We start from the raw sequence: 13,814 nt of genomic DNA on the forward strand, positions 1-13,814 counted from the left end.
CGATATATAAATACGCCGCTCTCAAGCCGGCACTTACGACGAATTCATCATCATGCGCATACTCCTGGTCGAAGACACGGCCGACGTCGCCGAGGCGATCATCGCCCACCTGTCGCGCATCGGCCACACCGTAGACTGGCAGAGCAAGGGCAACGATGCCGCCCGGCTGGTCACCGATCCCTACGACCTGCTCATCCTCGACGTCATGCTGCCGCAGCAGGACGGCTTTTCGCTGCTCACGCGCGTGCGGGAAAAAGGCCTGTCCACGCCGGTGCTGATGCTGACCGCCTGCGGCGAAATCGAAGAGCGCGTACGTGCGCTTGATCTCGGCGCCGACGATTACCTGGTCAAGCCTTTCGACTTCCGCGAACTGGAAGCGCGCATCCGCGTCTTGCTGCGCCGCAGCGGCGGCGAAGCCACCAATCTCCTCAACTGCGCCAACCTGACCATCGACCGCAAGAGCCGCACCGCGGTGCTGGACGGCCGGCCGCTGGAACTGACGCGGCGCGAAGTCACCCTGCTCGAAATCATCGCCGCGCGCCCGGGCCGCATTTTCGGCAAGGATGAACTGATCGACCGGCTGTTCAGCGTCGACGACACGCCCAACGCCAACACCGTCGAGCAATACGTCGGCCGTCTGCGCAAAAAGCTGACCGGCGCCGGTTTTGAAATCCGCACGCTGCGCGGACTCGGCTATCAGCTGGTGCTGCTGCCTGCTGGCGCCACCACCGCCGCCCCGACTCTTCCGCAGCCATGATCGTCGCCGGTCGCTCGCTCTATACGCGCCTGGTGATGCGTGTGGGCATCGTGCTCACGATCAGTTCGGCGGTGCTGCTGATCGCCATCTGGATTTCCACCCAGCTGGCTGCCAATGAAGCCTACGACCGCATCCTGTCCGGCAGCGCCTTGCAGATCGCCGAGAACACCTGGTACCAGAACGGCGCGGTCAACGTCGACGTGCCGCTGGCGGCGTTCTCGATGCTCACCGCCGGCGACCAGGTGTTCTATGTCGTGATCGATCCCGATGGCCGCACGGTTGCGGGCGATCCCGATTTCAAGCCCACGATCCCCTGGAACAAGCTGGAAGACGGTCCGCTGCTGCAGGACGGCGCCTACCTGGACACCCCCGTGCGCATGGCCGTCATCGGCCGCCGCATGCCGGTCGCCGGAGAGCATCCCTGGGCCGTGATCGTGCTGGCGCAAACCAACAACGCGCGCATGTCCTTCGCCAAGAGCGTCGGCACACGCGCCCTGCTGGTGATCCTGGCGATGGGGGTGCTGACCGTGATCGCCGCCATGTTCACGCTGTACCAGGCGCTGTCGCCGCTCAAGAAAATCGAGGCGGCGATACGCCAGCGCGACCTCAACGACCTGTCGCCGTTGTCGATCACGGTACCGGTCGAAACGCATGCGCTGGTCAGCTCGATCAATGCCTTCATGCAGCGGCTGGCGGTACATCGCGCCACCATGCGCCGCGTGATCGGCGACGCCGCGCATCAGTTGCGCACGCCGGTGACGGCGCTGATTTCACAGATGGAACTGTTGTCGGCGCAACATGACGACGAAGGCCGGCGGCATCACCTGGACCGCTTGCGCACCCGCACCCGCCATCTCGGCGCATTGGTCAATCAGCTGATCAACCATGCGATGGTGCAGCACCGCAGCGATACCGCAGCGCCGGAAAGCATCGACCTGACCCAGCTGGTGCGCCAGGAAATGGCCGACATGCTGTCGCATCAGGAGCGGCTGCTTGATCTGGCCATGGAGGCTCCCGAGCAGCCCTGCGTGATCATGGGCGACGCCATCAGCCTGCGCGAGGCGGTCAAGAACGTACTCGGGAATGCTTTGCAATATGGCGCCGCCAGCTTCCTGCACGTACAGCTGGAACGCAAGGAGGCGCAAATCGAACTGCGCGTCATCGACGATGGCCCCGGCATTCCGGAAGCCGACTGGGAACGCATCCGCAAGCCCTTCTCCCCACGCAGCGGCGAACGCATGGGCGCGAGCCTGGGGCTCTCGATAGTGGAGGAAGTCATGCGCGCGCATGACGGCCAGCTGCGTTTCGGCTATAGCGGCGCAGGCAGTTTCATGGTGGTGCTGAGCTTCCCGGCGCAGCCGGACGGGGCGGCATAAAATACAAGGCAAATTCCAGAAAAAAACGATATGAAAACATCATCATCGATCACGCTCGGGACGCAGGATCGGCTGAAATACCTGCTGCTGTCCATGTTCATTCCTTTGAGCTTCGCCCTCAATTCCGGCGCACAAGCGCAAACATCAGGAGCTGCCATGCCCCAAACAAACCAACGAGAAAACGCCGCCCTTTTTGCGCCAGGCGGCACGCTGCGCGCCTCGATCAATCTCGGCAATCCGGTGCTGGCCGGGCTGGACGCGAAGACCGGCGAACCGATCGGCGTATCGGTAGACCTGGCGACTGAACTGGCCCGGCGTCTCGGCGTGCCTTTGCAACTGGTCGCGGTCAAGTCGGCCGGCGCCTCGGTGGAAAACCTCGAACAGGACAAGGCCGACATCGGCTTTTTCGCGGTCGATCCCAAGCGCGCACAGGAAATCAGTTTCACCGGTCCTTACGTCCTGATCGAAGGCTATTATGCCGTGCGCGCGGATTCGCCGATCACCGGCAACGACCAGGTCGACCGGCCCGGCATCACCGTCGCGGTCGGCAACGGCAGCGCCTATGACCTCTTCCTCACGCGCGAACTGAAGAGCGCAACTATCGTGCGCATGCCGACATCCCCGGCTGTCGTGCAAGGTTTCCTGGAGCAAAACCTGAGCGTTGCCGCGGGCGTCAGGCAGCAGCTCGAACACGATGCGGCGAAGGCCGGCGGCTTGCGCATCCTCGACCAGCGCTTCATGGTGATCCGCCAGGCCATGGGCGTGCCGAAAATCCGCGGGGAAGCTGCTGCTGCCTATCTCGCCGAATTCGTGGAAGACGTGAAAGCCTCCGGCTTTGTCGCCGCCTCGCTGGCGAAGCACAAGATCGAAGGTGCACTGGTGGCAAAACGCGGAGACTGAGCGCGCCCGGCGGGACGCTTGTGCGCCGGTGCCTGTTAAACTCGCTGCGTCCTGCTTTTCCATTTTTTGCTCTTCCATTTCTTCGCTCGCCGCTAGGCAAACATGAATGAACTGAACCTCGCCTCGACGCCCCGCGATACGTCACTGCCGGACGCCCGCGTACGCCGCCGCTCGCTGATCGCCGCGTGCAGCGCGCATGCCGTGCACGACGGACTGACCGACGTCATCTATGTCTTGTTGCCTATATGGCAATCGCAGTTCGCGATCAGCTACGCCATGGTCGGACTGCTGCGCGGCTCCTATTCCGGCATGATGGCCGGCTTTCAATTATTGGCAAGCCGCCTGGCGCGGCGCTGGGGCCGTGAACGCATGCTGATCGGCGGCACTGCACTGGCCGGATGCGCCTACCTGGTCGCCGGCCAGGCCGGCGGCCTGCCGGTGCTGCTGGTGGCGCTGCTGCTGGGTGGCTTGGGCGCCAGCACCCAGCATCCGCTGGCGTCGTCGCTGGTGACCGATGCGCATGAACAAGGCGGCGGCGTCAAGGAAGCGCTGGCGCAATACAACTTCGCCGGCGACATCGGCAAAACACTCATTCCCGGACTGGTCGGACTCTTGCTGGTGGTGGTCAGCTGGGAGACCAGCGCAACGCTGATCGGTTTGCTCGGCCTGGCTGCTGCGGCCATGCTGTGGTGGCTCATCCCGGCGCGCAGCAGCGCCGCCGCGGTCAAAGCCAAGCAAGCGCGAGCCGTTACCGGCGCCGGCTCGCCCGGCGGCTTGCTGGCGCTGCAGTTCACCGGCACGCTCGACAGCGCGGTGCGCATGGGTTTCCTGACCTTCCTGCCGTTCCTGCTGAAAAGCAAGGGTGCCGGCACTGCCGGCATCGGCATCGCGCTATCGCTGCTGTTCGTCGGCGGTGCTTTCGGCAAACTGCTGTGCGGTTACCTGGGTGCGCGTATCGGCATGATGAAGACGGTCTGGCTGACCGAGTCCGCGACCGCCTTGCTGATACTGGCGGCCGTGTGGTTGCCGCTGTCCGGCTTGATGCTGATGCTGCCGCTGTTGGGACTGGCGCTGAACGGCACGTCCTCGGTGCTGTATGGCGTCGTCCCGGATCTGGCCGGACCGGACAAGCGCGACCACGCCTTCGCGCTGTTCTATACCGGCACCATCGGCGGCGGCGCGCTGGCGCCGATCGTGTTCGGCTACCTCGGCGACGTCGCCGGCATCCCTGTTGCGACGATGACGCTGGCAGCGCTCCTGCTGCTGACACTGCCCTTGTCCTGGCGCGTGCAGCGCGGCCTGAATACGGCGTGCAAGCCATGAGTTGCACGCCGCAACTGCCGCATCCCCGCTGACATTTTCACTGCCGCCACCCCGCCCCCGCCGCCAACCCGGATCAATGCCCGGCTCCGGGCAACATCCAGCTCCCCGGTTGCACGCACGCGATCAAGGTTTCCTGACATACAAAGCAAAATAGCGTTGTTATAGTTTCCCTGGCACAAGTCCGTCCCGGCGCCAGCGTCGCCACGAAGGGCGATCGTTTTAACGGCCGGCTCCGTCTGTCGAGACGCATCGCAGGACTACACGACTGCCGAAGATGCATTGATATCGCGATCCAACAACACCTACAAGCGAATGAGGAAGGACGGGCATATGGCTGCAGCAGCATTGAACAGGGAGGTTCAGTACCTGGGCTCGAAGGATTTTTTCCTGGCGCGCCAACCGGTATTGAATATCAGACAAGAGTTGATCGGCTATGAACTGCTGTTCCGCAGCAGCGCGGCCAACTATGCGACCGTCACCGATGACGCCGCCGCGACCGCCACCGTGATCGAGCACGCCGCCGAGCTGGGACTGCACAACGTCATCGGATCGCTGGTCGCCTTCATCAACGTCGACGCCGCCATCCTGCTGAGCGATGCCATCTTCGTGCTGCCCAAGGAGCACGTCATCCTCGAGATACTCGAAACCGTCGAGCTGACGCTGCCACTGATGCAGCGCATCGAAGCGTTGTCAGAAGCCGGGTATGTGTTCGCCATCGACGACCTGGTGCAGGAATCGGATCGCACCGACCTGCTCATGCGGGTGGCAGGCATCGTCAAGGTCGACGTGCTGCACATGCCGGACGACGAACTCGCGGCGCTCAGCCACAGCCTGCGACAAAAGGGCAAGAAACTGCTCGCCGAAAAAGTCGAAACCGCGGAAAAATTCAGGCTCTGCAGCGAGTACGGTTTCGACTATTACCAGGGCTACTATTTCGCCAAGCCCGACGTGTTGCGCGGTAAAAAACTGCATGCGTCCAGCATCCTGATCATGCAGATACTGGCGCTGCTCATGAAGGGCGCCAACAACTACGAGATCGTCCGCTTCATCAAGAAGGACATCGCGCTGAGCCTGATGCTGCTGCGCCTGGTGAATACGCCGATGTACGGTTTCCGCCGTCACATCGCCTCGCTGGGCCAGGCGCTGCTGGTACTGGGCGACCGCCAGCTGAAGCGCTGGCTGCAGATCCTGCTGTACGCGAATCCGGACAACGGCCGCAATGCCTCTTCGCCGCTGATGATCCTGGCCGCCACGCGCGGCAAGCTGTGCGAACTGCTGGCGCAAAAAGTCCAGCCGCGCCGCTCCAGCCGGTCCGACACCGCGTTCATGGTCGGCGTACTGTCGCTGACCGACGCCTTGCTGAACCAGGACATCGCCGACATCCTCGGCCAGATCGGCGTCTCCATCGAGGTGCGCGAAGCGCTGTTGTCGCGCTCCGGATTCTATGGCGGCCTGCTGCAACTGGCCGAGTCCAGCGAGAACCCCGAGCTGCTGGGCACGGCGCAGCGTAACGCCCTGCTCGACGAATTCCAGCTTTCCTCCGACGAGTTTTACGCTGCGCAAAAAGAAGCGTTCGAATGGGGCGACAGCATTTCGGAGAACATGGGCATGGGTGCACGCACCGCACATCCGGCCGACGGCTCGCACTCATTGTCGGAATGACAAACAAAGCCCGCCACCGCCCGCGAAGGTATTTTTGCAAACGCTACGAAAGCGCCCTGCTCTGCGGTATGCTGGCGCCACAAGCAAAATAACATTCGTTTCATCAAGATCGCGCCGAGACCGCTGATCCTCCTCTGAAAAACCGCACGACAAAAAAACGATCCTGACACGCGACATGAACAGCCTGAGTTGCACATCGACCGACGACGATTGCCTTAAGAAAAACGACCTCTACCGGGCGCTGGTGGATGCGTTTACCGACGGCATCGTCATGCAGCATGCGGACGGCTCGGTGTTCGATTGCAATGGCGTGGCTGAAAGCATCCTCGAGTGCGGCAAGCAGGAAATGCGCAATGTCGCCGACCTGCTGCGCAGCCGCAAGGCCATGCGCAGCGACGGCACTTCGTTCGCGGATCAGGACTACCCGATGGTTGTCGCCTACACAACGCGGCAGCCGGTCAGCAACATCATGATGGGCATGACCAGGCTCGACGGACGATTCTGCTGGCTGGAAGTCAGCGCCAGTCCGATCATGGTCAATCGCGACGCCGACTGCATCGGCGTGGTCACCTTCCTGCGCGAAATCACCGAACGCAAAGAAGCCGAGGAGGCGCTGGAAAAACGCCACCACGAACTTGAAAAAGGCATCTTCAAGCGCACCGCCCAGCTGGAGTTCACGCTGGGCCAACTCAAGCTCGCCGTGAGCGCCTCCAACACCGGGCTGTGGAACTGGAACCTGCGCAGCGACCAGTTCTACTTCTCGCCCGAATGGAAACGGCAGATCGGTTACGCCGACCACGAGATCGACGACGGCATAGAGGAATGGACCGCACGGCTGCACGCTGATGACGTCGAGCGCGCCGTCACGCTGACGCGCGCTTACCTGGCGTCGCCGCAGGAGTCGCTGGAAATCGAATATCGCATGCGCCATCGCGACGGCACCTACCGCTGGATGCTGTCGCGCTCCATGGCCATGCTGGACGAAGAAGGCAAGGCGATCCTGCTGCAGGGCTCGCACGTCGACATCACCGAACGCAAGCAATCGGAAGAAAATCTGCTGGCGCTGACGCGCGAACTGCGCGACGTCTCGCGCGAGCTGGCGCGGGTGGAAGAAGCCGAACGGCGCCGCTTTGCCCAGGAGCTGCACGACACCATCGGTTCGGCCCTGGCGGCATTGAGCATCAACATGACCATCATGAGCGGGGAAATCTCCGGCACGGATTACAATCCGTCAGCCGGCATGGAGGCGCGCCTGAAGGATTCCATCGTGCTGCTGGACGACACCACCGACGCCGTGCGCCGGCTGATGGCCGAGCTGCGGCCGCCGGTGCTGGATGACTACGGACTGGAAGCGGCGCTGCGCTGGCAGTGCGAATTGTTTGCCGAACGTTCCGGCTTCCGGTTTACGGTGGACGTCTACGGCATCGCCGACCGGCTGGAACCCGAGCTGGAAATTTCGCTGTTCCGCATCGCCCAGGGCGCCATCACCAATATCGCCAAACATGCGCGCGCCGCCAATGTCGAGGTCATGCTCAACATCCTGCCGACCTCGGTTACGCTGACGATCATGGACGACGGCGTCGGCTTCGTCCTCAACAAGCAGCGCGACCAGAAGCTGAAACCGACCTGGGGTCTGGTCTCCATGCGAGAGCGCGCGCAGGCGCTGGGCGGCCATCTGAAGATCATCTCCGAACCCGGCAAGGGCACCTGCATCGAAGTGGCGGTGGAACTGTGACGGCGCCGATCCGCATCTACATCGCCGACGACCATACCATCGTGCGCGACGGGCTGGCGGTGATGCTGCAGGTGCACAGCGACATTACCGTGGTCGGTTCCGGCAGCGACGGCCGCCAGGCCGTCAGGGAAATCGAGCAGCTGCATCCCGACATCGTCATCATGGACATCGCCATGCCGAACCTGAACGGCATCGAAGCGGCGCTGCTGCTGCGCGACGTCGCGCCCGCCGTCAAAACCATCATGCTGTCGATGTACGCCACCAAGGAACATATCTTCCGCGCACTGCAGGCCGGTGCGCGTGGTTATCTGCTGAAGAATTCGGCCGGCTCCGAACTGGTCAATGCGATCCGCATCGTGCAGAGCGGACAGCGCTACCTGAGCCAGAAAATTTCCGACACCGTGGTCGACGACTACCTGCTCGAAAGCCGCGTGGCCGGACCGCTCGACGCCCTCAGTGCGCGCGAACGCGAAGTGCTGCAGCTGGTGGCGGAAGGCCATTCCAGCGCACAAGTGGCGGCCATGCTGTCGCTCTCCCCCAAGTCGATCGAAACCTACCGCAGCCGGCTGATGCAGAAGATCGGCGTCAGCGACCTCCCCAGCCTGGTCAAGTTCTCCATCCATCATGGACTGATCTCGCTGGAGTAATCGAATAGATGCAGGACGGTACGGCCATCCGATATCAGAGTAATCCCCCCGCATTTGTACGGGTCTCCCGACATCTTTTCTTACTCGCCGGCACTACCATCATGGCAGTCCGCGCCGTTTCGCCTTATCACCGCGCGCGACGCCGGCTCCAGGCGATCCACCAGATCCGCTGCGAACTCCAGCCTCACACAGGCGACCGATTCGCAAGCATGAACACCGCCGGCATACACGACCGACCTTCATGCCGGAATGAAAAAAATGCGATCACTATTTGGCCTGATATTGCTATCGATGCTGCTTTGTCTCACCGGATGCGAACGCACTCCGCTGGAGCGACTCGTCTATGAGCATGCGCGCGAACAAGCTAAAGTGAATGCCGTCAATTTCGAGCGCAACAAGGACGCCCGCGAACGCCAGCAACTGGCGCTGCGCCGGCAGTTCGGTTCGGATGACGGCGACGACGACTAAGCGTACCCTGCCCGCCCCGGCATTCGCGCGCAAAAGGCGTTACAGTTCCGCATCGGATATCGGGAAAATCACATGAAAGTCTTCATCACCGGCGCCACCGGCTACGTCGGCGGCTCCATTGCAGTCCACCTGATCAAGGCCGGCCACAGCGTGCGCGGCCTGGTGCGCGACATGCGCAAGGCCGACGCTCTGGTGCGGCTCGGCGTCGAACCGGTCCAGGGCGACCTGGACGACAAGGCATTGCTGGTGCGCGAAGCGCGCGCCGCCGATGCGGTCATCAATTGCGCCAGCAGCGACCATCGCGAGGCCATCGAAGCGCTGCTCGACGGCTTGGCCGGCAGCGGCAAACCCTTACTGCACACCAGTGGCTCCAGCGTGATCGGCGACGCCGTCGCCGGCAATGCACTGAACCCGGCCATCTTCGACGAAGAGACGCCGCTGGTGGTCGATGAAGGCAAGCGCGCCCGCTACGAACTCGACCAACGTATCCTGTCGGCCGAGGGCGTGCGCGGCGTGGTCATCTGCAATACGCTGATCTACGGCAAGGGCCTGGGCCTGCAGCCGCACAGTGTGCAAATTCCGGCGTTGGCGGACAAGGCGGTGGCGAGCGGCGTGGTGCGCATCGTCGGCCGCGGCTTCAATCGCTGGTCGACCGTACACATCGAGGATGCCTGCGCGCTCTATCTTCTGGCATTGGAACGGGCGCCCGCCGGCGCCTTCTATTTCGCGGAAAACGGCGAGTCGTCCTTCGCCGACATCGGCGCCGCGCTAGCCAAGCGCCTCGGCATCGCCGCCATCGAGAACCTCAGCGAAGAACAAGCCATCGCCATCTGGGGCGTCGCCCGCGCCCGCTATTCGCTCGGTTCCAACAGCAGGGTCCGCGCCGTCCGCGCGCGCAGGGAACTGGGCTGGAAGCCGCAGCACGCTTCAGCGACCGCGTGGATCGAGAATGAGATGGACAAGCCGGCCTGACCAACATGACCATTCCGGCGTTTACCGGAATGGTCATTTCCCTTGCGCAGGGTCAGGTCTTGTAGAACCTCTTGGCGCGCTCGGCCGCCCGATCGATGGCTTGTTGCACGGTCTTGGATCCGCTCGCCGCTTCGGCCACCATGTCGACCAGCACGTAGTCGGCAAGGCAGGCTGCGGACGCCTGGCCCAGCGGACCGGCATGGCCGTGGTCCAGCATCAGCGAGGCGGCGTCGCGGTAAGGCGTGGCCTTGGGATCGGCGGTCCAGACCGGGTTCTTTTCATAAGCCTTGAGCGGCTGGCTGACGTAGCCGATGGCCGCCTTCATCCACGGATTGAACTGATCCGGCTCCATCATGAACTGCAGGAACGCCTTGGCCGCATTGGGATACTTGGTGTGCTTGAACGCCATCATCTGGGTCAGCTGCATCAGCTCGGTCGGCTTGCCCGAAACACCGATCGGATAGTGCGTGTGCTGGGTGTCCTTGGCCAGCTCCAGCAGTTTCGGATCCGAGGAATTCTTGGCAGCGTAATAGATCGAGATGCCGTTGTTGGTGAGACTGACCTGGCCGTCGAGATAGGCCTTGTTGTTGGACGGATCCTGCCAGGACAGCGTGCCCTGCACCATGGTCTGGTACAGCTGCTTGCCGTATTCCAGCGCGGCGCGAGTCTCGGCCGAATTGATGACGACGTTGCCGTGCTCGTCGACCAGCTTGCCGCCGTGCGCCCACAGCAGCCAGTGCGCATAGTTGTTGGCGTCGCCGACCGCCTTGCCGTGGGCGAAGCCGATCGGCGTGTTCTTCGCCTTGAGTGCTTGCGCCATCTTGAGGAAGCCGGGCAAGTCCTTGGGCACGGCTTCGAAACCGGCGGCCTTGAGCTGGCTGTCGCGGTACACCAGGCAGATGCCGATCACGCCCAGCGGAATGGCGATCCATTTGCCGTTGCTCTTGCCGTATTTCTGGAACACGTCATACCAGCCGCCGTAGCGGCTGCCGAGCGAGTTGGCCAGGTCGGTGACGTCGAGCAGCTTGGTCGGATACTGGTGCGGGTCGTCGAACCAGCCCAGCACGATGTCCGGACCGCTGCCGACGTTGGCCGCCACTGCCGCCTTGGGCCGCACGTCCTCGAATCCTTCGCTGTCGGTGCGCACCGGCACGCCGGTCAGTTCGGTGAATTTCTTGACGTTCTCGTTCCACAAATCCTCGTCGCCCTGGACGAAGCGCTTCCAGCGCAATACGCGCAGGGTCGCGCCTTTTTCTATCGGGTAATCGATGCCGCCCGGCGCGCTGGGTGCGGCAAACGCCGAACCTCCCACGGTCGAGGCGGCGGCAGCCGATGCTGCGCCGGCGATCAGAAATTCGCGTCTGCTTAACTTCGTCATGTCTCCTGCTCCTTCTGTTAGAACGGATGGATCCGCGTGTTCGCGGTTATATGTATTGACGTCAATGCACGACAGTGAGGGTGTGGTGAGTGGCGGTCTCCTTCAGTGAAATACGGTTCTGCAACGATTCTGCAACGACAAACGCCGGCCATCGAAATGGCCGGCATGCATGCTCCATCCGTGCGATGGAGAACAACTCAGTCAAACATGTCCGGACTGGTCTGCACCAGTTGCTCGTAGATCGGCTGGAAGTGCAGCCAGCCGATGAAGGAGTTGCCGACGTTCTCGCGGCTGTAGCGGGCGCGCTCCGGCGACACCATGGTCGGCTTGATACCGGTGGCTTCGACCATGAGCTGGACCTGGCAGCAGCGTTCCAGCGCGATGAACCAGAATGCCGCATCTTCGATGCTGTGGCGGCTGGCGGTGAACAAGCCGTGGTTCTGGTGGATCGCCGCCTTGTTCTTGCCGAAGGCGGCGGCGACCGACTTGCCGACTTCGGCCTTGACCGCGACTGCGCCGGCTTCGGCGGTGATGACGACGTGGTCTTCAAAGAATACCGCCGCGTCCTGGGTGATCGGGTCGAGCTGGCGTCCCAGCGCCGCCCAGGCAGTGCCGTAGACGGTGTGGGCGTGGCACATGGCGACGATGTCCTGGTGCATCTCATGGACCGCGGCGTGCAGCACGAAGCCGGCGCGGTTCAGCGCGTAGGTGCCCTGCACCACCTGGCCCTTGTGATTTGCAAGGATCAGATTGGACAGTTTGACCTGGGAGAAATGCACCGCCATCGGATTGGTCCAGTACAGATCCGGGAATTCCGGATCGCGCACCGTCAGGTGGCCGGCGAAACCGTAGTCGAGGCCATGCAGGGCAAAGGCGCGACAGGCAGCGACCAGACGCTCCTTGCGGTGCTGGCGCTCTTCGGCGTGCGTGGCGAATACCGGCACCTGGGGAAATTTGAGACCCTGCTGCTCGGGCTGGTACACCGAGACGCGCTTGTCGTTGGCGTCAAGGGCGCTGAAAGCGGACGCGGCCGGCGCGGGCTGGCCCGCATCCGTTCTACGGTCTGCAACGTCGGTCATGGCGATCGTGGCGGTCATGGCTGGTCTCCGGTTCGGGTTATTTTTTGTGATTGCTTCGATGAACCGATCATCCCAAGAAGCCCGGCGCTTTGACAAATGACGAGTATTCACAATATGATGAATCTGATTCACCTTACGAATCTCCACCAGGGCCGCGATGCGAAAACTTCCCAGTTTCTTTTCCCTGCGCGCTTTTGAAGCCGCCGCCCGCCTGCAGAGTTTTGCCCTTGCCAGCGAAGAACTGCACCTGTCGCCCTCGGCCATCAGCCATCAGGTGCGCGGACTGGAAACCTATTTCGGCAAACCCATGTTCACCCGCTCGTTCCGCCGCGTCGAACTGACTGCGGAAGGACGGCGCCTGCTCGACCAGCTGTCGGTCGCCTTCGACCTCATGGAAGCGGCCTGCGAAGAACTCGGTCCGGCGCGCCGCAGCGACGCGCTGGCGGTGCATTGCTCGCCCAGCTTCGCGACCAAATGGCTGGGGCCGCGACTGCCTCGCTTCATGCAGCAATATCCCGATATCAACATCAGCATGTCGTCCGGCGCCGAGCCGGTCGACCTGTTGCGCCACGAAGAACTCGACCTCGCCATCGCCTACGGCAGTGCGCCGCAACGCGCCGGCATCGTCAGCGAAGCGATCGGCTCGGAGACCATCGTGCCGCTCTGCTCGCCCGCGCTGCTGCGGGACAAACCCGACGCCTTGCGGCTGGCGGACATCGCCGGCATGACGCTGATCCAGTCGACCCTGAACCCGGTTCGCTGGAGCGACTGGTTTGCGCTGAATGGCATGAAACTGCCGCCTGGCCGGCCGATGCCCTCGTTCGACCGCGCCTCGCTGGCGCTGGCGGCGGCCGTCAACAGTGTCGGGATTGCGTTGGAGAGCACCCGCCTGGCGGAACAGGAACTCGCCAACGGCGAACTGGTGCGGCTCGATGGGGGAGAACTGAAATCGGTCCTGCGCGAAACCCATTTCCTGAGTTATCGCGAGGGCGAAAAGAACAGCAAGAAGATCATGCGCTTTCGTGACTGGATCTTCTTGCAGGCGGGATTAAATCAAGTGTAAGCGAGCATAAACCAGCATAAACAAGCACCTACGCCCGATTCCTCATCAATTACTTCCACTCCAAAATGGCGTTTTTACGATCCAGCCAATGCACCTTCACGGTCGAGGCATTGACCTTGCGGCCGGCGCAGGCGCTGGCCGCCAGCGCGAAGGGCGTATCGTAGTAGCGGCCATCGTTGGACGAGCGCATGCGCGTCTGCGGCGCGTTCTGCGCCAGCCATTCACCGGCATTGGTGCGCATGTAGATCATGCAGGCGCTACCGCTGGTGTCGGCCACTTCGCACTTGCAGGTGTTAGCGCTGGTGGTGACCACAGGCTTGTCCGGCTCCGGGCGTTCGTAACCGAGCGGATACGGCAAGCGCGGCTGTGCCGACGCCAGGCTCGCCGCCACCAGTCCCAATGCGATGAACAGAAAAGTTGCTTTCATTGGCATGCCTTTCAGACAATAAAATCA

Annotated in this window: 13 protein-coding genes; 10 read left to right on the forward strand and 3 right to left on the reverse strand. The window is 62.7% G+C overall.

Features of this window, described 5'->3' with window-relative positions; genetic code table 11:
- The first annotated feature begins 52 nt into the window (after positions 1-52).
- The 9 genes from F506_RS13625 (at position 53) to F506_RS13660 (ending at position 9,840) form a co-directional block, all read left to right on the forward strand.
- Positions 53-757 (forward strand): response regulator transcription factor, encoded by a 705-nt coding sequence (locus F506_RS13625; RefSeq protein ID WP_053198253.1) that lies wholly within the window; start codon positions 53-55, stop codon positions 755-757.
- Entirely contained in the window at positions 754-2,133 is a 1,380-nt protein-coding gene (locus tag F506_RS13630) for a sensor histidine kinase (protein ID WP_053198255.1), read from the forward strand. The genes F506_RS13625 and F506_RS13630 overlap by 4 nt, the downstream gene beginning before the upstream one ends.
- Before the next feature lie 156 nt (positions 2,134-2,289).
- Positions 2,290-3,033 (forward strand): ABC transporter substrate-binding protein, encoded by a 744-nt coding sequence (locus F506_RS13635; RefSeq protein WP_053201604.1) that lies wholly within the window; start codon positions 2,290-2,292, stop codon positions 3,031-3,033.
- A gap of 102 nt (positions 3,034-3,135) precedes the next feature.
- Positions 3,136-4,356, forward strand: a complete 1,221-nt coding sequence (locus F506_RS13640) for an MFS transporter (protein ID WP_053198257.1) — start codon at positions 3,136-3,138, stop codon at positions 4,354-4,356.
- Between the two features lie 330 nt (positions 4,357-4,686).
- Positions 4,687-6,018 (forward strand): EAL and HDOD domain-containing protein, encoded by a 1,332-nt coding sequence (locus tag F506_RS13645; protein ID WP_053198259.1) that lies wholly within the window; start codon positions 4,687-4,689, stop codon positions 6,016-6,018.
- A 175-nt stretch (positions 6,019-6,193) separates the two neighbouring features.
- Positions 6,194-7,753: a PAS domain-containing sensor histidine kinase gene (locus F506_RS13650; protein ID WP_235471153.1), complete on the forward strand. Its 1,560-nt coding sequence runs from the start codon at positions 6,194-6,196 to the stop codon at positions 7,751-7,753.
- Positions 7,750-8,400 (forward strand): response regulator, encoded by a 651-nt coding sequence (locus F506_RS13655; protein WP_053198261.1) that lies wholly within the window; start codon positions 7,750-7,752, stop codon positions 8,398-8,400. Before F506_RS13650 ends, F506_RS13655 begins: the two co-directional genes overlap by 4 nt.
- A gap of 258 nt (positions 8,401-8,658) precedes the next feature.
- Positions 8,659-8,868, forward strand: a complete 210-nt coding sequence (locus tag F506_RS23160; protein WP_144424057.1) for a hypothetical protein — start codon at positions 8,659-8,661, stop codon at positions 8,866-8,868.
- A gap of 72 nt (positions 8,869-8,940) precedes the next feature.
- Positions 8,941-9,840 (forward strand): NAD-dependent epimerase/dehydratase family protein, encoded by a 900-nt coding sequence (locus F506_RS13660; RefSeq protein WP_053198263.1) that lies wholly within the window; start codon positions 8,941-8,943, stop codon positions 9,838-9,840.
- Positions 9,841-9,892: 52 nt separating this feature from the next.
- Here F506_RS13660 and F506_RS13665 read toward each other — a convergent pair whose 3' ends face one another.
- Positions 9,893-11,218, reverse strand: coding sequence for an ABC transporter substrate-binding protein (locus F506_RS13665; RefSeq protein WP_053198264.1), 1,326 nt, complete (start codon positions 11,216-11,218; stop codon positions 9,893-9,895).
- A gap of 197 nt (positions 11,219-11,415) precedes the next feature.
- The gene (locus tag F506_RS13670) at positions 11,416-12,315 is read right to left on the reverse strand and encodes a class II aldolase/adducin family protein (protein ID WP_235471154.1); all 900 of its coding nucleotides are present in this window, start codon (positions 12,313-12,315) and stop codon (positions 11,416-11,418) included.
- 139 nt (positions 12,316-12,454) lie between these two features.
- Here F506_RS13670 and F506_RS13675 point away from each other — a divergent pair, with 139 nt between their 5' ends.
- Positions 12,455-13,360, forward strand: a complete 906-nt coding sequence (locus F506_RS13675) for a LysR substrate-binding domain-containing protein (RefSeq protein ID WP_053198267.1) — start codon at positions 12,455-12,457, stop codon at positions 13,358-13,360.
- A 49-nt stretch (positions 13,361-13,409) separates the two neighbouring features.
- Here the strand turns inward: F506_RS13675 and F506_RS13680 are convergent, their stop codons facing one another.
- A complete protein-coding gene (locus F506_RS13680; protein WP_053198269.1) occupies positions 13,410-13,787 on the reverse strand; it encodes a hypothetical protein in 378 nt (125 codons plus the stop codon).
- Between the last annotated feature and the right edge of the window lie 27 nt (positions 13,788-13,814).

The organism is Herbaspirillum hiltneri N3, from assembly GCF_001267925.1.
Classification (GTDB): domain Bacteria; phylum Pseudomonadota; class Gammaproteobacteria; order Burkholderiales; family Burkholderiaceae_D; genus Herbaspirillum; species Herbaspirillum hiltneri.